Source organism: Streptococcus rubneri, from assembly GCF_004785935.1.
Lineage (GTDB): Bacteria > Bacillota > Bacilli > Lactobacillales > Streptococcaceae > Streptococcus > Streptococcus rubneri.
Genome location: NZ_SRRP01000001.1, coordinates 851,207 through 875,042, shown reverse-complemented (window position 1 = coordinate 875,042; position 23,836 = coordinate 851,207). Strand labels below are relative to the sequence as shown.

At 42.7% G+C, this 23,836-nt stretch carries 16 protein-coding genes; 14 read left to right on the top strand and 2 right to left on the bottom strand.

From position 1 onward, the window contains the following. Nucleotides 1-2: 2 nt before the first annotated feature. The 6 genes from E5S68_RS04455 to E5S68_RS04430 all read left to right on the top strand — a co-directional run bounded on the left by E5S68_RS04455 (nt 3) and on the right by E5S68_RS04430 (nt 6,494). Nucleotides 3-1,595: a TIGR04141 family sporadically distributed protein gene (locus E5S68_RS04455; RefSeq protein WP_135782517.1), complete on the top strand. Its 1,593-nt coding sequence runs from the start codon at nt 3-5 to the stop codon at nt 1,593-1,595. Nucleotides 1,596-1,618: 23 nt separating this feature from the next. Continuing rightward, nucleotides 1,619-3,226, top strand: coding sequence for a type I restriction-modification system subunit M (locus E5S68_RS04450; RefSeq protein WP_200773491.1), 1,608 nt, complete (start codon nt 1,619-1,621; stop codon nt 3,224-3,226). Nucleotides 3,227-3,344: 118 nt separating this feature from the next. Beyond that, entirely contained in the window at nt 3,345-3,683 is a 339-nt protein-coding gene (locus E5S68_RS04445; RefSeq protein WP_135782516.1) for a type II toxin-antitoxin system RelE/ParE family toxin, read from the top strand. Further along, entirely contained in the window at nt 3,676-4,758 is a 1,083-nt protein-coding gene (locus E5S68_RS04440) for a HigA family addiction module antitoxin (RefSeq protein WP_135782515.1), read from the top strand. Before E5S68_RS04445 ends, E5S68_RS04440 begins: the two co-directional genes overlap by 8 nt. Before the next feature lie 197 nt (nt 4,759-4,955). Further along, nucleotides 4,956-5,807 (top strand): VOC family protein, encoded by an 852-nt coding sequence (locus tag E5S68_RS04435; protein WP_135782514.1) that lies wholly within the window; start codon nt 4,956-4,958, stop codon nt 5,805-5,807. 147 nt (nt 5,808-5,954) lie between these two features. Further along, a complete protein-coding gene (locus E5S68_RS04430) occupies nt 5,955-6,494 on the top strand; it encodes an NADPH-dependent FMN reductase (protein ID WP_135782513.1) in 540 nt (179 codons plus the stop codon). Between the two features lie 457 nt (nt 6,495-6,951). Here E5S68_RS04430 and E5S68_RS04420 read toward each other — a convergent pair whose 3' ends face one another. Beyond that, nucleotides 6,952-7,647 (bottom strand): VIT1/CCC1 transporter family protein, encoded by a 696-nt coding sequence (locus E5S68_RS04420; protein ID WP_135782512.1) that lies wholly within the window; start codon nt 7,645-7,647, stop codon nt 6,952-6,954. A gap of 191 nt (nt 7,648-7,838) precedes the next feature. Between E5S68_RS04420 and E5S68_RS04415 the strand changes: the two genes are divergently transcribed. The 7 genes from E5S68_RS04415 to trxA all read left to right on the top strand — a co-directional run bounded on the left by E5S68_RS04415 (nt 7,839) and on the right by trxA (nt 18,402). Further along, nucleotides 7,839-8,876, top strand: a complete 1,038-nt coding sequence (locus tag E5S68_RS04415; protein ID WP_135782511.1) for a M42 family metallopeptidase — start codon at nt 7,839-7,841, stop codon at nt 8,874-8,876. Between the two features lie 103 nt (nt 8,877-8,979). After that, nucleotides 8,980-9,561: an aminodeoxychorismate/anthranilate synthase component II gene (locus E5S68_RS04410; RefSeq protein WP_135782510.1), complete on the top strand. Its 582-nt coding sequence runs from the start codon at nt 8,980-8,982 to the stop codon at nt 9,559-9,561. Between the two features lie 277 nt (nt 9,562-9,838). Then, nucleotides 9,839-11,833, top strand: a complete 1,995-nt coding sequence (locus E5S68_RS04405) for a peptide ABC transporter substrate-binding protein (protein ID WP_135782509.1) — start codon at nt 9,839-9,841, stop codon at nt 11,831-11,833. Nucleotides 11,834-12,154: 321 nt separating this feature from the next. After that, nucleotides 12,155-13,354 (top strand): argininosuccinate synthase, encoded by a 1,200-nt coding sequence (locus E5S68_RS04400; RefSeq protein ID WP_135782508.1) that lies wholly within the window; start codon nt 12,155-12,157, stop codon nt 13,352-13,354. Between the two features lie 12 nt (nt 13,355-13,366). Continuing rightward, a complete protein-coding gene (gene argH / locus E5S68_RS04395; protein ID WP_135782507.1) occupies nt 13,367-14,752 on the top strand; it encodes an argininosuccinate lyase in 1,386 nt (461 codons plus the stop codon). Between the two features lie 165 nt (nt 14,753-14,917). After that, complete coding sequence (locus tag E5S68_RS04390) at nt 14,918-17,983, top strand: CocE/NonD family hydrolase (RefSeq protein WP_135782506.1); 3,066 nt, start codon at nt 14,918-14,920, stop codon at nt 17,981-17,983. Nucleotides 17,984-18,087: 104 nt separating this feature from the next. Beyond that, nucleotides 18,088-18,402: a thioredoxin gene (gene trxA, locus E5S68_RS04385; protein WP_135782505.1), complete on the top strand. Its 315-nt coding sequence runs from the start codon at nt 18,088-18,090 to the stop codon at nt 18,400-18,402. A 376-nt stretch (nt 18,403-18,778) separates the two neighbouring features. On the opposite strand, the gene E5S68_RS04375 is transcribed toward trxA, so the two are convergent. Further along, entirely contained in the window at nt 18,779-20,230 is a 1,452-nt protein-coding gene (locus E5S68_RS04375) for an alpha-amylase (protein WP_135782504.1), read from the bottom strand. Between the two features lie 458 nt (nt 20,231-20,688). Between E5S68_RS04375 and E5S68_RS04370 the strand changes: the two genes are divergently transcribed. Then, nucleotides 20,689-23,799, top strand: a complete 3,111-nt coding sequence (locus E5S68_RS04370) for a CocE/NonD family hydrolase (protein WP_135782503.1) — start codon at nt 20,689-20,691, stop codon at nt 23,797-23,799. Nucleotides 23,800-23,836 lie beyond the last annotated feature (37 nt).

The window sequence follows — 23,836 nt, the reverse complement described above, 5'->3', positions numbered from 1 at the left end:
CTATGACTGAAAGATTAAAAACTACTCAAATTTCTTTGTTTCTTAATAGCAAATCAGTTAAAAAATTTGAAGACTGTCTAAAAGATAAGATTAAGTATGATGAATACCCATTAAATAGTAAAATTGGACTAAATGGGAAAATATTTGTTCAGAAATCAGATCCTAAATTGCCTTCTTGGCAGGATGAGTTAAATCAACTATCTGCCCTAAAAATAAAGTTTTCTGAAAATGTTCCCAATAAAGCCGTGGTTGTAGTGAAGCTAAGAAATAGATTTTTTAGTATAACTTATGGGTATGGCAGATCAATGCTAAATGATTTAAAAATAGTTAGAAATTTTGGTTTGAAAGTAGCGGCAAATCTAATTGATAAAGATAAAATAAGAAGTATGAATATAACCAGTATTGAAGATGTCATAGTCTCATCCCAAAGACAAAGTTCAATTTACGCTTCTCAAGATATATTTGATTTAGATACTCGAAAAAATTTACTACAATCCGTTTCTGGAGCACCTAGTCAGGAAAGTGTGGCAACATTTCTGGTAGGAACAGATAGTTTAGTAGCTAGTCGAAAAATGAGTATAACTAACATTAAAGAAAGTATTGATTATTATTTTAGTAGCTATAAAAAAGATGATTATAAAAACAATGGTTTTTCATGGCTTGATAATATTTTGGAAGTGAGAGAAAAAAATTTAAAATCCGATTTAGATAATCAATTATACCTAGAGATAACAACGGGGAACTATCCAACCATTGCTCCTAATACTTTACTTGATTGGGAGAATATAGAAGGCTTTTTTCTTACTGGAACTGGAAAAAGAGAAAAAGAGTTTTCAATTGAAATTGATTCGAATGCATATTTCTCAACAATAGGAAAAAATAAATCAAATAGCTCTTTTATATCGTCTTTAAAACGGAATAAATTAGTTACCAAATATAAAGACACAGATGAGGAAAGAATAGTTGGAAGCTTATATTCATCATTAATTTTCGAAATAGATTATAACAAAGAAAAATATATTTTATGTTATGGTTCTTGGTATAAAATTAATAAAAAATTTTTTAATACTATAAAAACTGAAATTGATAATATTGTGGATACTATGCTTCCAATTGTTCTCCTAGCTTCTAATGGACAGAGTGAAGGAGATTTTAATAAAGCATTTTCTGCAAGTCATCCAGATTACTATATATTGGATAAAGAAATGTATCATGGGGATAGCTATGGAAGAAGTAGTGTTGAAGTGGCAGATATTGTGACCAAAGACAAAAAGTTAATTCATGTAAAAAAAGGAGGTTCTTCGTCAAAATTAAGTCATTTATTTTCTCAGGGTGTTGTGTCTGCCACTATATTAGCTCAGGATATTAAAATGAAAAAATTCATTAATAAAAAATGCGGTTGTAAAATACTGAATCTATCAGAGACAAATAATGAGTTGGAAATTGTATTTGCAATTTTAGATAAACGAGTAAAAGGAGGAGTAAGAAATTCTGATATATTACCATTCTTTTCAATGGTTAATTTATTCAATGCGATTCAACAATTAAAAAGCATGGGATTTAAATATTCAATTTTAAAAATTCCAGTAGTTTAAAAAGAAAGAAAAAAATTAGATCTATGATTAAAGAAACAACACAAACGTCCCAGTCGCTCTACCAAGCCCTGTGGAACTCAGCGGATGTTCTCCGCTCTAAGATGGATGCTAATGACTACAAGTCTTATCTCTTGGGCATGGTCTTTTATAAGTATCTGTCAGACAAGATGCTCTTTTTCGTGGCGGAGACCATGGAAGAAGGGACAGATAGTCTTGAGGATGCCCTTGAGGTCTATCGCAACTACTATGAGGATGCGGATACTCACGAGGATCTTCTTGCAGTCATGAAGGATGAGCTCAACTATATTATCAAGCCAGACTTGACCTTTACGGCTCTGGTAGCACGTGTCAATGAGGGGACTTTCCAGCTGGAAGACTTGGCTCAAGGTTTTCGTGATATCGAGCAGAGTGATGATCTCTATGAAAATCTCTTTGAAGATATCGACCTCTACTCTAAAAAGCTAGGGGCAACTCCGCAAAAGCAAAATCAAACGGTAGCAGCAGTCATGAAAGAATTGGCTGTGCTAGATGTGGCTGGTCATGCAGGCGATATGCTGGGGGATGCCTATGAGTATCTGATTGGTCAGTTTGCGACCGACTCGGGTAAGAAAGCAGGTGAGTTCTATACACCTCAGCCTGTAGCCAAGCTCATGACCCAGATTGCCTTTTTAGGGCGTGAAGACGAGCGGGGCTTTACCATCTACGATGCCACCATGGGATCAGGATCCCTCTTGCTTAATGCCAAGAAATTTTCTCACCAGCCTCAAACGGTCCAGTACTTTGGTCAGGAGCTCAATACCTCTACCTACAACCTGGCTCGGATGAACATGATTCTACACGGGGTTCCAGTGGAAAACCAGTTCTTGCATAATGCCGATACCTTGGACGAAGACTGGCCGACCCAAGAGCCGACCAACTTTGATGGGGTCCTTATGAACCCACCCTACTCAGCTAAGTGGTCTGCAAGCTCTGGTTTCCTCCAAGATCCTCGCTTCTCCCCATTTGGCAAGCTGGCGCCTCAATCTAAGGCTGACTTCGCCTTTCTCTTGCACGGTTACTATCACTTGAAACAAGACAATGGTGTGATGGCCATCGTCCTTCCTCACGGGGTTCTTTTCCGTGGCAATGCGGAAGGAACCATTCGCAAGGCCTTGCTGGAAGAAGGAGCCATTGATACCGTAATCGGACTACCTGCCAATATCTTCTTCAATACTAGCATCCCAACGACGGTCATCATTCTCAAAAAGAACCGGACCAATCGGGACGTATACTTAATTGATGCTTCTAAGGAATTTGACAAGGGCAAGAACCAGAACATCATGACGGATGCCCATATCGAGAAGATCCTCCAGGCCTATAAGAGTAGAGAAGACATGGATAAGTTCGCCCATCTGGCTAGCTTTGAGGAGATCGTCGAGAATGACTATAACCTCAATATCCCACGCTATGTAGATACCTTTGTGGAAGAAGAAGTAGAGCCACTGACAGATATCGTGGCTAAGATCAACCAAACCAACGCCACTATTGAGGTCCAGACAGCCTCCCTCCTAGACATGCTCAGCCAGCTTCATGGGACGACACCTGAAGCCGATGCCGAACTCAAGAAATTTGTCGAGGAGTTTAAGGGGTAAGGTATCAGTCTTTGATAAAATAAGTACCAGTTAATGAAAGTTTTAACTGGTCTTTTTGTTGCTAATCTGATACAATTAAATTACCTAAAAGGTAATTTAATTCAACAGAAAGGGACATATGAAGCTTATCTATACAAATAAAACTGTTGAAAAGCAGTGCACAGAGCTGAGGCGAGCGAAAAAGGATTTTTCGGATAAGATTGCTGTAAAGTTGCATCAGTTGATTACCTTTTTGGAAGCAGCAGATTCTTTGGCCAGTGTGATAGCTTTTCCTAAATATCACTTTCACCAACTCAAGGGGAAGAGACAGGGACAATTTGCTTTGGATATAGATGGTCGGAAAAGTTCCTATCGGTTGATTGTAGAATTTCGTGAGGAGGATCTAGAAAAGGTATTTCCTAGTCCTGTTGAAATTGAAATCCTAAAAATAGAGGAGGTCAGCAATCATTATGAGTAAAAAAATTGTTGAATACAAAGACCTGATTGCTTTTCATCCAGGTCAGTATGTTAGTGAGTTAATCGAAGATTACAATGTGACGCAGAAGGAATTTGCGGAGCGCTTAGGAGTTTCGGCAAAGACTGTCAGCAAGCTCGTCAATGCTGAGGAGTCGATCAGTAAGGAAACGGCGCATAAATTAGCCAAGCTAAGCGGAGTTGCCATGCAAACTTGGCTCAATCTTCAAAATGCTTATGATGTAAAAGTTGCAGAGATTGTAGAACAAAAAGAGCTAGAAGAAGGTAGCGAGAAAGAAATCAGTGAGGTGATTGATTTCAAGTATTTTAAGGAAGAAGGCTACGTGCCAGACAAACGCTATAGCTTGAAGGAAAAGATTATCGAGCTTCGCAAGATTCTAGGTGTTGCAAGTTTAGTAAACCTTACATCTTTTAACCATCTAGTCAGCTATCGGAATACGCGTGAGTTCACGACTAAAAGTATAGTCAACTCCAATATCATGCTGGAGTTGGCATCTAAAAAAGCACGTGATATAACGACTACTAAGCTCAATCGCAGAAAGCTTGAGAGAAGCTTGCCTGCTTTGAGAAAGTTGACCAGACAAAATCCTGAAGTCTTTCCTCAACGCTTATATGATATCTTGCTAGATTGTGGTGTTGTCCTAGTCGGTCTACCTGCTTTGCCAAATGCCAATCTAAATGGTGCTACGAGAAAATTTGGAAATGGTAGTGCCATGCTTTTACTCACAGATCGAAATAAAGCGTCCGATATTTTCTGGTTCTCACTTTTCCATGAGATAGGGCATATTCTAGAAAACGATTTTTCATCAGATGATGGAAATAGTGAATCCTACCGTCGTTCTGAGGAACGGGCAGACCAGTTTGCAAAAGATCTCTTGATTAGCCCAGAAGACTATCAGGCTTTTGTTGAAAAAGGAAATTTTGATAAGTCGGATATTCAACGCTTTGCTGAGGAAATCGATATCCATCCTAGTATTGTTTTAGGTCGCTTGCAGAAGGATCAGTATCTTGGATATGAGCAGTTCAGAGAGTTGAAGGTGAACTATTACTTTGTTTAAGTACATGGTGACTGAATAGGATTTTGTGTCTTGATGTGACTGTAAACTGTTTAGTTAAGGATTATCATAACTCACCCTCCTTAGTTTTCTAAGGAGGTTTTTCTGTCGAGTTATTTTATTTGCTTCTTTGGAAAAAGAGTGTATAATGTTGTAACACAAAAATTTACAACAAAAACAAAACCGAAAAGGAGATACCCATGACCTACGCCTACAATAGCAAGATTTACTTGGCAGAAGCTGCGCTCAATGTGAAAGACCTGGCGCGCCAGACCGCTTTTTATACTCAAATGTTGGGCTTAGAGATTCTGTCTCAGACGGAGGAGGAAGTTCTTCTTGGGGCTGGAGGCAAGCCCTTGGTCCATCTCATCCAAACGAATCGGACTGAGGCAGTTAAGGGGAGCTATGGTCTCTATCACATGGCTATTCTCCTACCTAGTCGGGAGGACTTGGCGGATGTCTTCAAGCATATGGCTGAGCTGAAGGTTCCCTTTGTCGGGGCTGCGGACCATGGCTACAGTGAAGCTCTCTATCTCGAAGATCCCGAAGGCAATGGTATTGAGCTCTACCGGGATAAGCCGGTGGCGGAGTGGGATATTCGTGAGGATGGCCGCATCATTGGGGTGACAGAGGAGCTATCTGCTCAAGAGATCTATGAAATGGGTCGCAAGGTGGAGCCCTTCCAGATAGCGTCCGCTACCCGCATGGGTCATATCCACCTCTCCGTAAGGGATAGCCGAGCAGCATCAGCCTTTTACCAAAAGGTGCTGGAATTATCGAATAAGTTTACTGCTCCATCTGCCAGCTGGATCGCTTCTGGAGTCTACCACCATCACCTGGCAGTCAATGAGTGGGCCGGCAAGCACTTGGCCAAACGGGAAGCCCAGCTTCCTGGCCTTGCCTATTACGTCGTCCACGTAGAAAAGAAAGAAGACTTGGTTGCCATCGCCGAGAGAGCAAAAGAGCAGGAGGCAGCTGTCACCTGGCTGACCTCAAGTGAGCTCGCGTTTACAGATCCGGATGGGATCGTGACTCGAGTCAGAAAGGTTTAGAAAGCCTGATAAATTAGGCTTTTTGATAGAAAAAAACTAAATAGTAAAAATTAGTGATATTTCAAGTTGTAATTCTTGACATTACATCTAGGCCGTGTATAATAGTTTTTGTAATAAATAGTCTTACAACAGAAAGAGAAAACAGCTATGAAAAACATTTTATTTATCGTCGGATCCCTTCGTCAAGGATCTTTCAACCACCAAATGGCTCAGAAAGCAGAAAGTCTTCTTGAAGGAAAAGCAACTGTGACTTACTTGGACTACAAGGACATCCCTATGATGAACCAAGATTTGGAAACGCCAACCTTGCCAGCAGTGCAAGCAGCTCGTGATGCGGTCCTTGCTACGGATGCCATCTGGATCTTCTCACCAGTCTATAACTTTGCCATTCCAGGTGTAGTGAAAAACTTGATCGACTGGCTCAGCCGTGCGCTTGACCTATCAGAAACTCGTGGCCCATCTGCCCTCCAAGACAAGATCGTAACCGTCTCTTCAGTCGCTAACGCAGGACACGAGCCAATGTTTGCGGCTTACCAAGCCCTCTTACCATTCGTTCGTACCCAAGTAGTGGGTGACTTCACAGGAACAATCGTTAACCCAGAAGCCTGGGCAACAGGTGAATTGGTCTTGACAGACGAAGCCATCGCAGGATTGGAAAAACAAGCCCAAGCCTTATTGGAAGCATGAGAAAAGAGAGTGGGACAGAAATCGGTAATTCGTTAGAATTCGATTTCGTCGTCCCACCTCCGCACAGTTGAGTAGGGCTGTAAAAGCTGATGAAATCAGCGTAGTAGAGCCCACTCAACCACTGCGTCTTGCTCGATAATCCAAAGACAATTGAGAGGCTAGGACTTTTGTCCCAGCTTCTTAGAATGTGGGCAAACTACTTTTTGCATAGACTATCTAGATGATTCATTAAAATAATGACTTTTATTTTTAGTCATTTAAGAAGAACAAAAACTTTCCGCTGTGAAAAAAGTGCCTGAAACGTAATTGTTTCAGGCACTCGGGAGTTTTGGAACCTTAGGTCCAAAACTAAGTCATGGAACTTCTACGAAGTTCGCTGACGTCCGTACTCACCTAAGGAAAGTTTTTTTGAAGATTAAATCTTCAAATTGAGCTGAGACTTCTGTCTCAGCTTTTTTTAGATACTAAACAATTGTCCGAAGAGATAGGTAACACCCATGGTAAGTAGTCCAATGACCAAGTTACGGATCATGGCTTGCTTGGTAGGGGCCTTTCCTAACTTGGCACTGGTGTAGCCAGTAAAGAGAAGGGAAAGGGCCACGATGATCACTGTTGCTGGGATCCGGATTTCTTTTGGAAAGAGAAGGATGGACAGCATAGGAGGAAGGGATCCGAGGACAAAGGCAACAAAGCTCGAGATGGCCGCATGCCATGGATTGGTAAACTCTTCAAACTCCAGGCCATACTTTTCTTCCACCAAGGCCTTGAGAGGGTGTTTGAGAAAGGCCCGCTCGGTCATGATTTGAGCAGCCGTTTCACATTCCCCATTTTGGATATAGGCTGCATAGAGGGAGTCTCGTGCAGCTTTTGGATTCCGATCCAGAAGGGCTTGCTCCCGACTCACAGCGGCTTCTTCTGTATCCTTTTGGGTCGATACAGACACGTATTCACCCCCCGCCATAGAGAAGGCACCAGCCAGAATGGCTGAAAGACCAGAGAGGAAGATGATCCAAAGGTTACTGGTCGCACTGGCAACCCCGATCACAACTCCAGCGATTGAGATAATGCCATCATTGGCACCGAGCACTCCAGCCCGTAAGATATTTAAGCGGTCGTTGAATGAAGCATCAAGACCATGTTTGGTTTCAGTCATACTCGTCTCCTAAGATTTATTTAGAATGATTATAATTAAAGTTGAGTGATTTTGCAAGCCTTTTGTCCTAAATGATAAAAGTCCGACAATTTAAGAAAAGACTGGGAGGATTTGTGGGTCCCTCGCTTTTTCTAGTTTTTTGTGCTGACTCGTGCTATAATCGTACTAGCAGATTATTGAAGGAGAAATTCATGAATCAAACAGTCGAATATCTAAAAGAACTCACAGCCATCGCATCACCGACAGGCTTTACGGAAGAAGTGGCAGCTTACTTGGTCAAGACTTTGACAGACATGGGCTACAGCCCTGTTCGGACAGCTAAGGGAGGCGTAACCGTTGTCCTCAAGGGGGAAAATGACGAGCAACACCGCTATATCACGGCCCATGTGGATACTTTGGGAGCAATTGTCCGTGCCATAAAACCAGATGGCCGTCTCAAGCTGGATCGTATCGGTGGCTTCCCTTGGAATATGATCGAAGGGGAAAACTGTACCGTCCATGTAGCCAATACAGGAAAGACACATTCGGGTACTATCCTTGTCCACCAAACCTCTTGCCATGTCTACAAGGATGCGGGAACTGTGGAGCGGACCCAGGACAATATGGAAGTGCGCTTGGATGAAAAAGTGACCAATGAAAAAGAAACGCGTGACTTGGGGATCGAAGTTGGAGATTTTATCAGCTTTGATGCTCGGACTATCGTCACAGATACGGGCTTTATCAAGTCTCGTCACTTGGACGATAAGGTCAGCGCTGCTATCTTGCTCAACCTTCTCCGCATCTACAAAGAAGAAGGAGTGACCCTTCCAGTAACGACTCACTTTGCCTTCTCTGTCTTTGAAGAAGTGGGCCATGGGGCTAACTCCAGTATCCCAGCTCAAGCTGTCGAATACTTGGCAGTGGACATGGGGGCGATGGGAGATGACCAGCAGACAGACGAGTACACAGTTTCTATCTGTGTCAAAGATGCTTCTGGTCCTTACCACTACGGTTTCCGTCAGCACTTGGTGGCCTTGGCCAAGGAGCAAAATATCCCTTACAAACTGGACATCTATCCTTTCTATGGATCCGATGCCTCCGCAGCCATGAGTGCAGGAGCAGAAGTTAAGCATAGTCTTCTCGGAGCAGGGATCGAGTCTAGTCACTCCTATGAGCGGACCCATGTGGATTCAGTGGTGGCGACAGAGCGCATGGTCGATGCCTATCTCAAGAGTGACTTGGTGAAATAAGGTTCGTTTTCGAAATCACTGTACTCCCTGATCACTTGTAATAGAGAGGGTTAATTACAAAATCCTATGAAAAGAATACAAAAGAAAAATTTGGAGATAGATAGTGATTTTACTAGTTGATAACTATGATTCTTTTACCTATAATTTAGCCCAATACCTCAGTGTTTTTTCAGAGGTGAAAGTCCTTCGAAATGATGATGAAGACTTGTATGAAGAGGCTGAGAAGGCAGCTGCTCTCGTTTTTTCACCTGGTCCAGGTTGGCCTGCGGATGCAGGTCTGATGGAGAGGATGATCCAGGATTTTGCTGGGAAGAAGCCTATGCTTGGAATATGCTTGGGCCATCAAGCTTTAGCCGAAGCATTTGGTGGTCAACTTCGTCTGGCAAAACATGTGATGCATGGGAAGCAAAGTCATCTGCTCTTTCAAACTCCTTCTCGAATTTTCAAGGGAATTGAAAACAATGTTCCCATCATGCGTTACCATTCATTGGTGGTAGATCAGTTGCCAGAGGATTTTGAAGTCACTGCCATTACAAATGATGACCAGGAGATTATGGCCTTACAACATAAGAACCTTCCGATTTATGGTCTCCAGTTCCATCCGGAGAGTATTGGTAGTCCAGATGGACTTAAGATGATTGAGAATTTTGTTTACTTGGTTCAAGACCAGCTGGGAGAAGAATGATTTAATTGAATCGCTGTTTCTTAAGTGATAACTAATTCGTCCCTCTCTACTGGGTAATCCAAAAAAAACATCAAATACTGATTTTCAGAATTTGGTGTTTTTTTGTTTTTCCCCTTGAAAGAAAGATTAGCAGGTGAGTCTTAAATTTTATTCTCAAATGGGGGTGGTAAAGACTTAAAGTTACAAAATTTAATAAATTTTCAGAAAATTACTTCTCTTCTGAAAATCTTTGTGATATAATCTTATGACAACCTTAAAAATTTATTAGGAGTAACAAATGAAAAAAAGAAACGTCATTGCTCTTGCAGGAGTAGCTCTCCTCTCATCAGCTCTCCTCGCTGCTTGTTCAGGTGGTTCTAAATCATCTAGCTCAAACTCAAGTGAATCAGGCCAAAAATTCTCCTATGTCTATGAGACTGAACCTGAAAACTTGAACTACATCACATCAGGTAAGGCTGCGACTCATGAAATCACAGGTAACTTGATTGATGGATTGTTTGAAAATGACAAATATGGGAATTTGATTCCTTCACTTGCAGAAGATTGGTCAGTTTCAGAAGATGGTTTGACTTATACTTACAAACTTCGTAAGGATGCCAAATGGTATGACTCAGAAGGAGAAGAGTATGCTGATGTGACAGCTCATGACTTTGTTACTGGGATCAAATATGCTGCAGACCACAAGTCGGAAATGCTCTATATCATTCAAAATTCAATTAAAGGATTGAATGAATACGCTGGTGGAAAGAATTCAGACTTCTCAAATGTAGGCATTAAAGCAGTCGATGATCATACCCTTCAAATCACTTTGAACCAAGCAGAGCCTTTCTGGAATTCTAAATTAACTCTTGGGATTACCTTCCCAGTCAACGAAAAATTCGTGGAATCTAAAGGGGATAAATTTGCTCAAGCGAGTGACACAAGCTCCCTTCTATACAACGGTCCATACATCTTGAAGAGCTTCACTTCTAAATCATCTATTGAGATGAGCAAGAATGAAAACTACTGGGATAAAGACAATGTTCACATCACAGATGTTAAGCTAGAGTATTATGATGGTCAAGATCAAAGTAAATTGGCTAATTCATTTGAGGACAACGCTCTCAGCCTTGCTAAATTGTTCCCAACAGGACCTGGATTTACAGATCAAGCCGAGAAATTCAAGGATGAAATCATCTACACTCCACAAGATGCTAGCACTTTCGTTATGGGGGTAAACATTGACCGTCAGTCATACAAGTACACCTCTAAGAAAACAGATGAAGAGAAATCATCTACTAAGAAAGCTCTTTTGAACAAGGACTTCCGTCAAGCGATCAGCTTTGCCTTTGACCGTGAAGCCTATGCTGCGCAGGCAAATGGTAAGGATGGTGCAAGCAAACTGATCCGTAACTTGTACATCCCACCAACATTCGTTCAAGCAGATGGCAAGACCTTTGGTGAAATGGTCAAAACTCAGTTGGTGACTTATGGAGATGAGTGGAAAGATGCCAATCTTGACGATGGGCAAAATGGTCTCTACGATGCTAAAAAAGCCAAAGAAGAGTTTGCGAAAGCGAAAACTGCTTTGGAAGCGGAAGGCGTGAAATTCCCTATCCACTTGGATATGCCTGTAGATCAAACCACTCAGTCAAAAGTTCAACGGACCCAATCCTTCAAACAGTCTGTTGAAGAAGTACTTGGTAAAGAAAATGTCGTGATCGATATCCATATGGTCTCAAAAGAAGATCTCTTGAACGTGACCCTCTTTGCTGCTAAAGCAGAAGATGAAGACTGGGATATTTCTGACAACGTTGGATGGAGCCCAGACTATCAAGATCCATCAACTTACCTAGATATCTTGAAAGCTTCTTCTGGTGAAAACACTCGTACCTTCCTTGGATTTGATCCAAGTGAAAACAACGAAGCTGCTAAAAAAGTTGGTCTCTATGATTTTGAGAAGATGCTTAATGAAGCAGGAGCTGAAACACAGGATCTTAACAAACGTTATGAGAAATATGCAGTGGCTCAAGCTTGGTTGACAGATAGTGCACTTGTGATCCCTACAACATCTAAGACAGGTCGTCCATTCTTAACTCGTGTAGAACCATTCTCAGCACCATTCGGCTGGACCGGTGGTAAAGGAAAAGACAACGTTGTTTATAAAGGCATGAAGCTTCAAGACAAGGCTGTTACTACAGAAGAGTACAACAAAGCTCTTGAAAAATGGAAGAAAGAACAAGCTGAGTCAGTTCAAAAGGCTCAAGAAGAAGTGAAATCTCACGTGAAATAAGCTTTACATAGATTTATAAGGAAAGAGAGAACGTAGTTCTCTCTTTTTATGCATTCCAAATAGCCGAAATTGGGCTTTTTACCCAATTTTAGGTCACTATCCAGCTAATCATTCTAGTTTAGCCGGTTTTTTTGATGCTTTAAATCACCTATATAAAAGGATTTGCAGACCTTTTCCTTCAGTTAAAAATGCTCATTAAAATATATGAATAATTATTTATAAAACGTTTATATTTAAATAAATATCAAAAATCGCTTGACTTTCAAAGTTTCATAAAGTAGAATGTTAAACAATATAATTTTAGAAGGTAGAGGTAATCCTATGGTTAAAGAGAAAGTCATACTAGCTTATTCGGGTGGTTTGGATACGTCAGTGGCCATTACATGGTTGAAGAAGGATTATGATGTCATCGCTGTCTGTATGGACGTGGGTGAAGGGAATGATTTGGACTTTATTCATGCTAAGGCCTTGAAAGTCGGAGCAATTGAATCTCACGTGATTGATGTGAAAGACGAGTTTGCAGAAGACTATGTCTTGGTTGCGCTACAAGGACACACCTTCTACGAACAGAAATACCCTCTAGTGTCCGCTTTAAGCCGACCATTGATCTCAAAAAAATTAGTCGAAATTGCTCATCAGACAGGGGCTACGACCATTGCCCATGGGTGTACCGGAAAAGGAAATGACCAAGTTCGTTTTGAACTTGCCATCGCGTCACTTGATCCAAGCCTTAAGGTGATTGCTCCTGTACGGGAGTGGAAGTGGTCGCGGGAAGAGGAGATCAATTATGCTAAGTCAAATGGTGTGCCGATTCCAGCTGATTTAGATTCCCCCTATTCGGTGGATCAGAATCTTTGGGGGCGTGCCAATGAATGTGGTGTTCTAGAAAACCCTTGGAATCAAGCGCCAGAAGATGCCTATGATCTGACAGTTACTCCTGAAGTGGCACCTGATACACCCCTTTATGTTGAAATTGAGTTTGAGGCGGGTATACCTGTTGCCCTAGATGGAAAGAAAATGAAGCTAGCTGATTTGATTTTGGAATTGAATGACTTGGCAGGTGCTCATGGCGTAGGTCGGATTGACCATGTGGAAAATCGTCTTGTAGGAATTAAGTCTCGTGAAGTCTATGAATGTCCAGGAGCTGTAACCCTCTTAGCAGCCCATAAGGAAATTGAGGATTTGACTCTGGTCAGAGAATTAGCGCATTTTAAACCTATTATTGAAAATGAGTTGTCCAATCTGATCTACAATGGACTCTGGTTTAATCCAGCGACGGAAGCCTTGATTGCTTATCTAAAAAAGACGCAAGAGGTGGTCAACGGGACGGCCAAAGTAAAACTTTACAAAGGCTCTGCAACAGTCGTAGCTCGGAAGTCAAGTAACTCTCTTTACAATGAAAGCCTAGCAACTTACACGAGTGCAGATACTTTTGACCAGGATGCTGCTGTAGGCTTTATCAAACTTTGGGGGCTACCATCTAAGGTTTACGCTGAAGTACAGGCCCATCAGGACAACTAGAAAGGATTGACCATGGCAAACCATAAATTGTGGGGCGGACGCTTTGAAGCCTCTTTAGAAGATTGGGTGGAAGAATTTGGGGCGAGCATCGGCTTTGACTATCGTCTAGCTCCATATGATTTGCAGGGCAGTTTGGCACATGTCAAAATGTTGGGTCAGACTGGTATTTTAACCCAAGAGGAAGCCAAGGCCATTGAGGAAGGCTTGGGAACTTTACTGGCCCGCTATCAGGCTGGAACACTGGCCTTCGATGTGGGTAATGAAGATATTCATATGAATATAGAATCCCTCTTGACCCAAGAGATTGGCTCTGTTGCTGGGAAACTGCATACGGCTCGCTCTCGGAATGATCAGGTGGCAACGGATATGCATCTCTATCTCAAGGATCAGCTACAGCAGATTGGACAGAAGCTATGGCATCTCCGTCAGGTTTTAGTAACGATAGCAGAAGAGCACGTCGAAACTATCATGCCAGGCTATACCCACTTGCAACACGCTCAGCCTATTAGCTTGGCTCATCACCTCTTAGCTTACTACCAAATGTTTACACGGGATAGTCAACGTTTTGCTTTTAACATGGAGCATACGGACCTATCGCCTTTGGGGGCAGCAGCTTTGGCGGGGACTACTTTTCCGATTGACCGAGAATTGACGGCTAACTTGATGGGCTTTAAAGGGGTGTATCACAATTCTTTAGATGCTGTCAGTGACCGGGACTTTATCTTGGAGTTTCTATCTAATTGTAGCATCTTGATCATGCATCTTTCTCGTCTCTGTGAAGAATTGATCCATTGGTGTAGTTACGAATACGGTTTTGTTAGTCTATCAGATACCTTTAGTACCGGGTCTTCCATTATGCCACAGAAGAAAAATCCGGACATGGCAGAATTGATCCGTGGCAAGAGTGGACGGATCTATGGTCATCTCATGGGGCTATTGACCATTATGAAGTCCTTACCACTTGCTTATAACAAGGATTTGCAGGAAGACAAGGAAGGCATGTTTGATACTGTGGACACCATTAAAAAATCGCTAGACATTATGGCGGGCATGCTATCCACGATGACGGTCCATTCGGATCGGATGCTGGCCTCCACCCAAGGGGACTTTTCAAACGCGACGGAATTAGCAGACTATCTAGCTAAAAAGGGCCTCCCTTTCCGTGAAGCACATGAGATTGTCGGTAAATTGGTGCTCGAATGTAGTAAATCTGGTTTCTATCTCCAAGACATTCCCTTCAGCCGTTATCAAAAACTATCTCCTTTAATAGAAGAAGATATTTATCAAGTCTTACAATCTCATACAGCTGTCCAGAAGCGAAATTCCTTAGGAGGAACAGGCTTTGAACAGATTAGTCTAGAACTAGAAAGGGCCAAACAAGACTTGGGAACTCTATAAATATAGAAGGAAACATCGCATAATGTTGCGGTGTTTTTTGCTGAGAAGGAGTCATGAAAGTGATAAAGGGAGGCTTTTATTACTAGAATCATCAATTAGAGATTGCTACAAAAGCGCTTACATAGTATAATGGAGGTGTTGATTACAAAAAAGTGAGGATTCTTTATGAAAAAGAAAACAATGGTTTCAATTGTAGCTTCGAGCTTGTTACTAGCCCCCTTTGTCCTGAACCAGGTGGTAGCAGCAGATGAGAATGTTCTTGAAACAAGTAATGCGACAGAGGTCGTAAATCAGGCTAGCTCTGAGCCGGTGACTAGTTCAGAATCTAGTCCGGTGGTTGCTACAGTTGCTGAAGATCAAGGAACGAATCGTCCAGAGGCCACTAGCTCCCAGCTACCTGCAAGTCCAGTTGTGGCTAAGCCAGTAGCTCTTCCTTCAGAAAAACCACTTACTGAAAACAGGGACGCTCAAGGGACTTCAAGCACGTCTGAAAGAAATGTCAGTCCTTCCGGAGACAATGGAGAGACAAGTCCAGTAGCTAGTCCCATCGCACCTGCTGGTCCAGTAGCGACAGGACAAGCCTTATCCTCCTATACGGGTGCCTTGTCTAAAGCAGAACTCAAGGACAAGGAATTAACGGTCCAAGATGCCGTTGATGAATTGCTTCAATGGGCTGCGACAGATTCTAAGCAGGTCGGTCAATCTGCTATGGATAGGGAACGTTTCGCTAAGAGTCTGGGCATGATTAGTAACCAAGATGACTTGAACCGCAAGGTTAGCCAAGAAGAGCTAACCAATATGTACGGCATCGCTAAAAAGCTCTACGACGCTTATCGCTCTGAAAAGAAAGCCCCTCTCTTTTTAAATGGGCGGGCCCAACCGATTTTCCCATATACAACTGGTGAAAAAGCAGATGAAGATTACCACTATGAGGATAGTGAAATTGTTCGTTTCCCAGTCTATGTAGAGACCGATTACGATACAGATGGGGATGGCAAGCGTGACTTAGTTAAGGCCATTGTCCAGTTGCCAAAAGCTGTTGCTAGGGGAGACTTTAAGGCAGCGACCATTCTTGAAGCGCGTCCTTATGTGGCAGGAACCTTGGATGAGAACTACGTGACCCTTGAAAGTCTGGGCTTACCAACAGATGGTTCCTACGATATGAAGAAGTTACGGGAGCAACCTGCTAAACGACAGGCTGTCGGAAGCTCTTCGACAGTCGAAGCAGCCAAGAAAGCCAAGGCTTCGGATTGGTACTACTACAGTCCCTACGAGTATATCTATGACTACGAAAACTTGAACTGGTACGACTATTTCTTGGTCAGAGGCTATGCCTTTATCTCCAGTGCTGGTCTAGGAACCAAGGGATCAGAAGGATTTAATACAACAGGTTCTGATCTCGAAATCAATGCCTTCAAGAATATTATCGAGTGGGTCAATGGCAAGCGCAAGGCCTACACCGATAAGACTAGCAATATCGAAATCAAGGCAGATTGGGCTACAGGAAATGTTGCCATGACCGGTCTATCCTGGGCTGGAACCACGACCTTTGGTGTGGCAGGAACAGGAGTTGAAGGCTTGAAGACCATCGTACCAGCTGCTGGGATCGCTTCTTGGTATGATTATTTCAACAGTCAAGGAACAGCTTATGGGAACCCACCATATAGTGATTTATCTTGGTTGTCCCTCTATGTCGGTACTCGGATTCTAGATGAAAAAGACTGGGCTGGTATTTGGCAAAATTATGCCAACTATATCAACCAGCTCAACAAGGATCAAAATGCGCATGAGCGCAATTACAGCGATGTCTGGAAGGAGCGGGATTATACCCTGCATCCTGAAAAATTCAAGACTAGCGCCCTCTTGGTTCACGGCTTGAATGATGACAACGTTAAAACCAAGCATTTTGAACTCATGTACGATGCCCTTAAGAAGGCAGGCCAAGATGTCAAACTCTATCTCCACCAAGGGGACCACGTCTATCCAGCCGCTATGTCTCGTGGCTATGGCATTAAGGCTCAGGGACAGGACTTCTATGATCTCTTGAATACCTGGCTCAGTCATTACTTATATGGAGTCGATAATCAGGTTGATAAGTTACCAGCTGTCTTGGCCCAAAACAACTATGACCCAAGCAAGTGGACCACTTATGATAACTGGAAGACCTCACAGCGCCTCTTCCTCAACGCTCAGTCGAAACGCTTGGAAGAAACCATTTCGAGCGATTATGCCGGAGCTGGTGTAGAAGTTGCAAAGCGCGATGAAACCGTTAGCCAGGGTTCTTCAAAAGCCAACATGACCTTTGTGTCAGAAGTGACAGAAGATACAACCATTAAAGGACATATCCCTGTTCACTTCAAGGCAGCCCTGGCTAAGGGACAAGGCAAGAACTTCCAAATCAATGCCCTCTTGGTCGACGTCTCTGATGAGGAATTTGATGTGGTCGGCAACGGTGGCGTCAAAGCAGATAAAAAAGCAGATGGCTTCTGGATGGGAAGTACCCTCTCTAATCTCTCTGTAGCAGAGTTTGAGACCATTAAGACAAAATACAAGGTTATTGCCAAAGGTTGGATCAACCTAGCCAACCCTGAGTCTGGCTATGATTCAGCAAGCTCAAGAAATAGTATTGAGCCAAAAGTTGGAGAATTTCACGACTATACGGTCCATCTCCAACCAAACCTTTATACGGTCAAAAAGGGACATAAGCTGGCCTTGGTCTTCAATACCTATGACCCATCAGACCTAACAGTGGAGAATCCTTATGAAGTGACCTTCAAGACGGATTCTATTCATGCGACTATTCCAATCGTAGAAGGTACTCGTTCGCAGGTAGCCTCTTATCTTCCTAACACGGCTGATACAGCATATGCTGCCCTTCCTGAGATTCAAGGGGCAAAATTAGTAGAACCAGCAATTCATTACATCGAAGAATACCATTTGCCAGTTCTTCCAGAGCCTGAAACATATGGTAGACCAGAGATTCCTGCTAGTCCAAGTCTTCTTCCTCTTGTTAAAACAGCTGAGCAAGAAACTACAAAACCAGAGTCTCTATCTGTTTCTTATGGACAAACATTTGTCTCCGAGACGGTTGAAGAAGCAACTCCAGCACAAGAAAAAGCAGGTCAGCTTCCTCAAACAGGTAGCACAGAAAACCAGCTGGGGCTCTCTGGACTAGCTGGTCTCATGGTATCTAGTCTTCTTTTCTGGAAGAAAAAGAAGGAAGAAATTTAAGCCGGAGATCTCGTAGCAAATATTTCTAAAAACTTGAATTTTGGTGTAGAATAAAGTTATCAATGAGTGATGAGTAGTAAAATCTACTGATCAAAGGAGGAACTATGGTACACGTACTTACAGATGCAAGATTTGAAGAAGAAACCAGCCAAGGTTTGGTCCTTGTAGACTTTTGGGCTCCTTGGTGTGGTCCTTGTCGGATGCAAGGTCCCATCTTGGAACAGCTAGCTGAAGAAATCCATGAAGATGACTTGAAAATTTTCAAAATGGATGTGGATGAAAATCCAAATACAGCTCGTAACTTTGGCATCATGTCGATTCCAACTCTCTTGTTCAAAAAAGATGGCCAAGTGGTCAAACAAGTAGCTGGTGTTCATACCAAAGAACAACTCAAAGCGATTGTGTCTGAATTGAGCTAAGAAGCTCTACTCAGACTAGTCAAGTCGAAAGAAAACACTTGTTCCTACCTCTTTTTATGAGGGAAAAGGAAGGAGTGTTTTTTTCTTTATCATTTCTATTGAAAATCTTGGGGTAAAGATTGACAGCGCTTACACGAAGTGTTAGAATGGACCTGTAGTTTGCTATAAAATATAAGAAAGAGAGTGGGACAGAAATCGGTAATTCGTTAGAATTCGATTTCGTCGTCCCACCTCCGCACAGTTGAGTAGGGCTGTAATAGCTGATGAAATCAGCGTAGTAGAGTCCACTCAACCACTGCGTCTTGCTCTACAATTCAAAGACAATTGAAAGGCTAGAACTTTAGTCCCAGCCTCTTTACTCGATTTCATTTTCTAGTTAGTCTGCCAAAACCCATACGCTGACGGCTCTTTCTGCAACTGGGAAATTAGCCCAGCCGTCTTCTTCAATTTGGACGGTATCTTGGTGGTTTCCAAGAGCATCGCAGTAGGTCCGTCCTGCATATGCTTGGCCGATTTCCATCCGTTTGTCAGATGCAGCAGCATTTGAAATGACGCAGGCGATAGGAGCAGACTCTTCAGTTCCAGATCGGGTCCAAGCGATACAGTTAGGATCGTCAAAGTAGTCTCTTTGTTCACCGTAGGCTAAGTCTTTGCGAATCCGAAGGAGTTGATCAAGCTCCGCTTGGAAAGATTGCTGGGCAAAATCGCCTGAGATTCCGTAATAGTCTCCATAAAAGACACATGGAATACCGGCTTCGCGGAGGAGAATAAGGGCGTAAGCAGCAGGCTTGAACCATTCACCGACTGTGGACTCTAAGGCTTGTCCTCTTTGGGTATCGTGATTATCGACAAAGGTTACCGCACTTTCTGGATGATTGCTTGCAAGAGTGCCATTGAAAATAGTCGTTAAATCAAAGTTTTCCCCTTCTTGGCTAGCTCTAAAGAGATTGTGGTGAAGGGCGACATCGACTAAGTCGAACTGATAGTCAATACTGGCCAGGTAGTCATTGTTGCTTTGTTCATCCCCATTCCAAAACTCACCAAATACATAGAAATCTTCTCCATATTTGTCCGTGATTTGTTGAATGAAGTTCTTCATAAAGAAAGAGTCGATGTGTTTGACCGCATCTAGACGGAAACCTTGAACTCCAGTGGTTTCGATAAACCATGTAGCCCATTGGTTGAGGTTTTCGACCACTTCTGGGTGTTTAAAGTCGATATCGGCATACATAAGATAATCATAGTTTCCATTTTCACTGTCAACGAGATCATCTTGTGCCCAACCTTTGTTGTCTCCTTGGATCTGGAAAATCCCACTCTTATTGCGGGAAGCATCGTAGTCTGTACCGGTAAAGTGGTACCAGTGCCAGTGGAAGTCATTGTAGGCTCCATTTCGGCCATCAAAGGTAAATTTTGTCCATCCTTTGATAGTAAAAGGCTCTGTCAAGACGATGGTACGATCGTTAGGGTCCACTTCGACCACTTCAAACTTTTCAAGGCCATCGGCAGCTGCTTTATGGTTGAGAACCACATCGGCCATGGGCTGGATCCCTTCTTCTTTTAAGGCTTGGATTGCTTGTAAGTAGTCTTCTTTGAAACCATACTTGGTACGGACAGTGCCTTTTTGGTTAAACTCGCCAAGGTCAAAAATATCATAGACGCCATAGCCGACATCATTAGCAGATGTTGCTTTAAAAGCAGGTGGCATCCAAACTTTACGAATACCAAGATTTGCCAGGTGAGGTGCATCTGTAACTAGGCGCGACCAGTGATGACCATCGGAAGGTAAGTACCATTCAAAATATTGCATTAAGGTTTGATTTTCCATTTTGTTCTCATCTTTCGTGAATAATGCCTTATTCTACCAAAAATAGGAAGATAGAGCAATCGTTTGCGCTTGACGTTAGGAAATCCCTAGAAAATTAATGATAGCTGCTTAAAAACCTCTTACCTCAAGATTTAAGAAGCTTAAAGCTTTCTCGGCCATTTGTTGTGGTCCTTTCTTTTAGGCATCTTGCTTCAAATTGTCTAATTTGGAAGAGACAAGTCTTGCCAATCTGTCTTAAAGGCCTGGGTTCTAGTTGAGAGTTAGGGAGTTTTTTAAAAAAATTTTTGAAGAACAATGATGAAAGGAGGGGGATCTTTAGATTCAAGAGGGGAGGTCTAGTTTATGAATCTAAAGAGGTTTCTAAAAAGAATTCTATTGTCTGCTTGCCAGTCGTTTTTTAGAGAAGCAGGTTTCCTAGATAAACGACTCAAAACTACATTTTTTTAAGGAGTTTGTATATGAAAAAATCAACCATCGTTTCGATTGTGTTTGCAAGTTTATTAATTAGTCCAGCAGTTTTAGCTCGCCATGTTCAGGCTGATGAAGTGGCTACCAATAGTGTAGAACCAGCATTGACCACTAGCCTAGAACCTGCAAGTCCATCTGAAGCAAGTCTTGCAACAGATAAAGGTCCAGCAGTCTCTGAGCTTTCCCCTAAGGTGGAAGTGTCCCATCAGCCTGAATTGAATATACCAGTAGCTGATACAAGCCCTGTGGCAACACCAGCAGTAACTAATCAGGAAACGACGACAAATAAGGCAGTTGTTGCAGAAAAGGATCCGGTCTCTCTTCCTGCAGACAAGCCGATTAGTGGGAGCCCTCAAACAAGTCTATCTCCTGAAGGAGATGGGGCAGAAAAAAGTGTCAGTCTTCTTTCTAGCGCTCCTAAGGTGACTCTTGGGGAACTTTCAGAGGTGACTGGTCAAGCTGTAGAGGAGCAAGAAGCTAAGAAGGATGCAACTGTGACGGATGCTGTCAACCAGCTCTTGAAGTGGGCGTCGACAAAAGATGGTCAAGTAGGAGCAACTGATAAGGATCGTTTAGCCTTTGCTAAAAGTCTTGGTATGATCAGTGAGGATACAGAAGGAACGGCTCCGGTGACTGACTTAGCTTCCATGGTTGAGGTAGCTAAAAAACTCCATGCGGCCTACCGCGCTGATCGCAAAGAACCTCTCTTTTTGAATGGACGGGCCCAGCCAATCTTCCCATTTTCACCGGGAGATGACATTGAGCATTATTCATATGAAAAGAGCGACATTGTCCGCTATATTGTCTATGTTGAGACGGATTATGATACCGATGGAGATGGCAAGCCAGACTTAGTGAAAACCTTGGTACAAGTTCCTAAGGCTGCAGTCAAGGGGGATTATAAAGCACCGACTATTTTTGAAGCCAGTCCTTACGTAACAGGTACGACAGAAGAACGCACCCTTGAGGGCTTGGGCCTGAAAGAAGGTGGGAATTTTGATATGGCAAGACTCTACAGCAAGCCAGAAAAGAGAAAAGCTATTAAAGAAGTCTCGACAGAAGAAGTGGCAAAGGCTGCAGATCCAAAAGAATGGTACTATGTTAATCCTCGTGAAAGCTCGGATGACTATACCCACTATGACTATGAAAACCTGAATTGGTACAATTACTACTTGGTTCGCGGTTATGCAGTAGTAACCAGTAGTGGTCTGGGATCCAAAGGTTCTGATGGGATTAATACGACTGGCTCTGACCTAGAAGTTGCGGCCTACAAGAATATCATTGAGTGGTTGAATGGCAAGCGTAAGGCCTATGCGGATAAAACCAGCAATCGTGAAGTAAAGGCTGACTGGTCTAGTGGAAATGTGGCAATGACAGGCTTGTCTTGGGCTGGGACAACGACCTTCGGTGTAGCCTCTACTGGAGTCGAAGGTCTGAAGACTATTGTTCCTGCTGCAGGTATCGCCAGTTGGTATGACCATTTTAACAGCCAAGGATCTCCTCTTGATACAGGAGCTTCCAATGACCTTTCTTGGTTGTCAGTCTATACCTCAGGCCGTATTCTTGATAAGGAAGATTGGGACAAGGTTAAGGACTACTATGCAGCCTATATTACCAAGCTTAATGAGCTCCAACACAAGGATGGCCACAATTACAACGAAGAGTATGTCAAACGTGACTACACCTTGAACGCAGCCAATTTGAAAGCTGCACCATTGATTATTCAAGGCTTGAATGACGACAATGTCAAGCCAAAACATTTTGAATTAATGGTTCAAGCCTTCAAGAAAGCAGGAATTGATCCGAAAGTCTTGCTCCACCAAGGAAACCATGTCTATCCATCTACCCGTTGGTCTGGGACTAATGTTGCGGGTCAAGCCTTCAATGATTTGATGAATCTATGGTACAGCCATTATTTGTTTGGAATTCGAAATGGAATTCAGTATCTGCCTGAAGTCACCGCACAGGACAACTTGGATCCGTCTAAGTGGCGAAAATTTGATAAGTGGGAATCAACCAATAGCATCAATGCGCGTGCTTATTCTAAGAGAGAGGATGTGACAGTATCTAGTGATTTCTATGGTACCGGTGAAAACTGGACCACCAGAAACCAAGATGCAGCCTTCCATTCATCTGCTGTCAGTGCCTCTTATGCTGCACCAGTCGATCAAGACATCACTATCAAAGGGCATATTCCTGTGAATTTTAGTGCTAGTTTCTTAAAAGGAGATAAGAAACATGCCCATGTCAGCGCGACCCTAATGGACGTTTCTGACGAAGAATTTGATGTTGTTAAAGAAGAAATCACCTATGATAAGGACGGCTACAGTACTCGTACCCTTGAAAAAGAAACCCTGGATGAAACGGGCTACTGGAGTGGTAGCAATTTGGACAGTCTCCCTCTGAAACGTTATAAGACGCACAAGGTCAAGAGTGTAGTCATTTCAAGAGGCTGGCTTAACTTGGCTAATCCTGGCTCTGGATTTGATTCAGCAAGTTCTAGCCACTCGATCGATCTAAAGGAAAATGAGTACCACAACTATACCATGTATTTACAACCGAACCTCTACACCGTTAAGAAAGGACATCGCCTAGTTTTGACGCTTCATGCTTTTGACCCAGACTTCATCTATTATGCTGATCCATACGAAGTCAAGTTTAAGACGGATTCAATCTCAGCAAGAATTCCGATTCTTGAAGATAGCCGTTCTCTCTTACTTCGTTACCAGCCAAATGAAAAGGATACCGAGTATGCAAGCTTGGCAGATCGTATTCTCCCAATCGCTAAGAAGAATCCGACGGTAGTGGAAGAAGCCGGTAAGGGCTCTGTTCCTGATCAGGCTAGTCATCAGGAACAAGAACCACCAGTCGGACGAGACCAAATGGACTTCCGTAAAGAACAGAAAGAAGAATTGGCTCAATTAGCACACGTCAGCGAAACCACAAGCCAAGGAGAGGAAAGTGTCACTCGCTTACCTGAAAAGGAGGAAACTCGCTTACCTGAAACTGGAGAGAAAGCTAATACCTTGACAGTCTATGGTTTGTTAGCAGTCCTTGTCACCAGCATGTGGAAAGTGGTTTATCGCCACAAAAAAGATTAATAATGTCCATTCTGTCCCCTTATGAGATAGAGAACAA

What these genes read in the sequence shown, in the direction of transcription:
- E5S68_RS04400 (WP_135782508.1), top strand. Translation starts at nt 12,155, where the DNA reads ATGGTTAAAGAGAAAGTCATACTAGCTTATTCGGGTGGTTTGGATACG.
- argH (WP_135782507.1), top strand. Translation starts at nt 13,367, where the DNA reads ATGGCAAACCATAAATTGTGGGGCGGACGCTTTGAAGCCTCTTTAGAA.
- E5S68_RS04435 (WP_135782514.1), top strand. Translation starts at nt 4,956, where the DNA reads ATGACCTACGCCTACAATAGCAAGATTTACTTGGCAGAAGCTGCGCTC.
- E5S68_RS04455 (WP_135782517.1), top strand. Translation starts at nt 3, where the DNA reads ATGACTGAAAGATTAAAAACTACTCAAATTTCTTTGTTTCTTAATAGC.
- E5S68_RS04375 (WP_135782504.1), bottom strand. Translation starts at nt 20,230, where the DNA reads ATGGAAAATCAAACCTTAATGCAATATTTTGAATGGTACTTACCTTCC.
- E5S68_RS04420 (WP_135782512.1), bottom strand. Translation starts at nt 7,647, where the DNA reads ATGACTGAAACCAAACATGGTCTTGATGCTTCATTCAACGACCGCTTA.
- E5S68_RS04415 (WP_135782511.1), top strand. Translation starts at nt 7,839, where the DNA reads ATGAATCAAACAGTCGAATATCTAAAAGAACTCACAGCCATCGCATCA.
- E5S68_RS04370 (WP_135782503.1), top strand. Translation starts at nt 20,689, where the DNA reads ATGAAAAAATCAACCATCGTTTCGATTGTGTTTGCAAGTTTATTAATT.
- E5S68_RS04445 (WP_135782516.1), top strand. Translation starts at nt 3,345, where the DNA reads ATGAAGCTTATCTATACAAATAAAACTGTTGAAAAGCAGTGCACAGAG.
- trxA (WP_135782505.1), top strand. Translation starts at nt 18,088, where the DNA reads ATGGTACACGTACTTACAGATGCAAGATTTGAAGAAGAAACCAGCCAA.
- E5S68_RS04390 (WP_135782506.1), top strand. Translation starts at nt 14,918, where the DNA reads ATGAAAAAGAAAACAATGGTTTCAATTGTAGCTTCGAGCTTGTTACTA.
- E5S68_RS04440 (WP_135782515.1), top strand. Translation starts at nt 3,676, where the DNA reads ATGAGTAAAAAAATTGTTGAATACAAAGACCTGATTGCTTTTCATCCA.
- E5S68_RS04430 (WP_135782513.1), top strand. Translation starts at nt 5,955, where the DNA reads ATGAAAAACATTTTATTTATCGTCGGATCCCTTCGTCAAGGATCTTTC.
- E5S68_RS04450 (WP_200773491.1), top strand. Translation starts at nt 1,619, where the DNA reads ATGATTAAAGAAACAACACAAACGTCCCAGTCGCTCTACCAAGCCCTG.
- E5S68_RS04405 (WP_135782509.1), top strand. Translation starts at nt 9,839, where the DNA reads ATGAAAAAAAGAAACGTCATTGCTCTTGCAGGAGTAGCTCTCCTCTCA.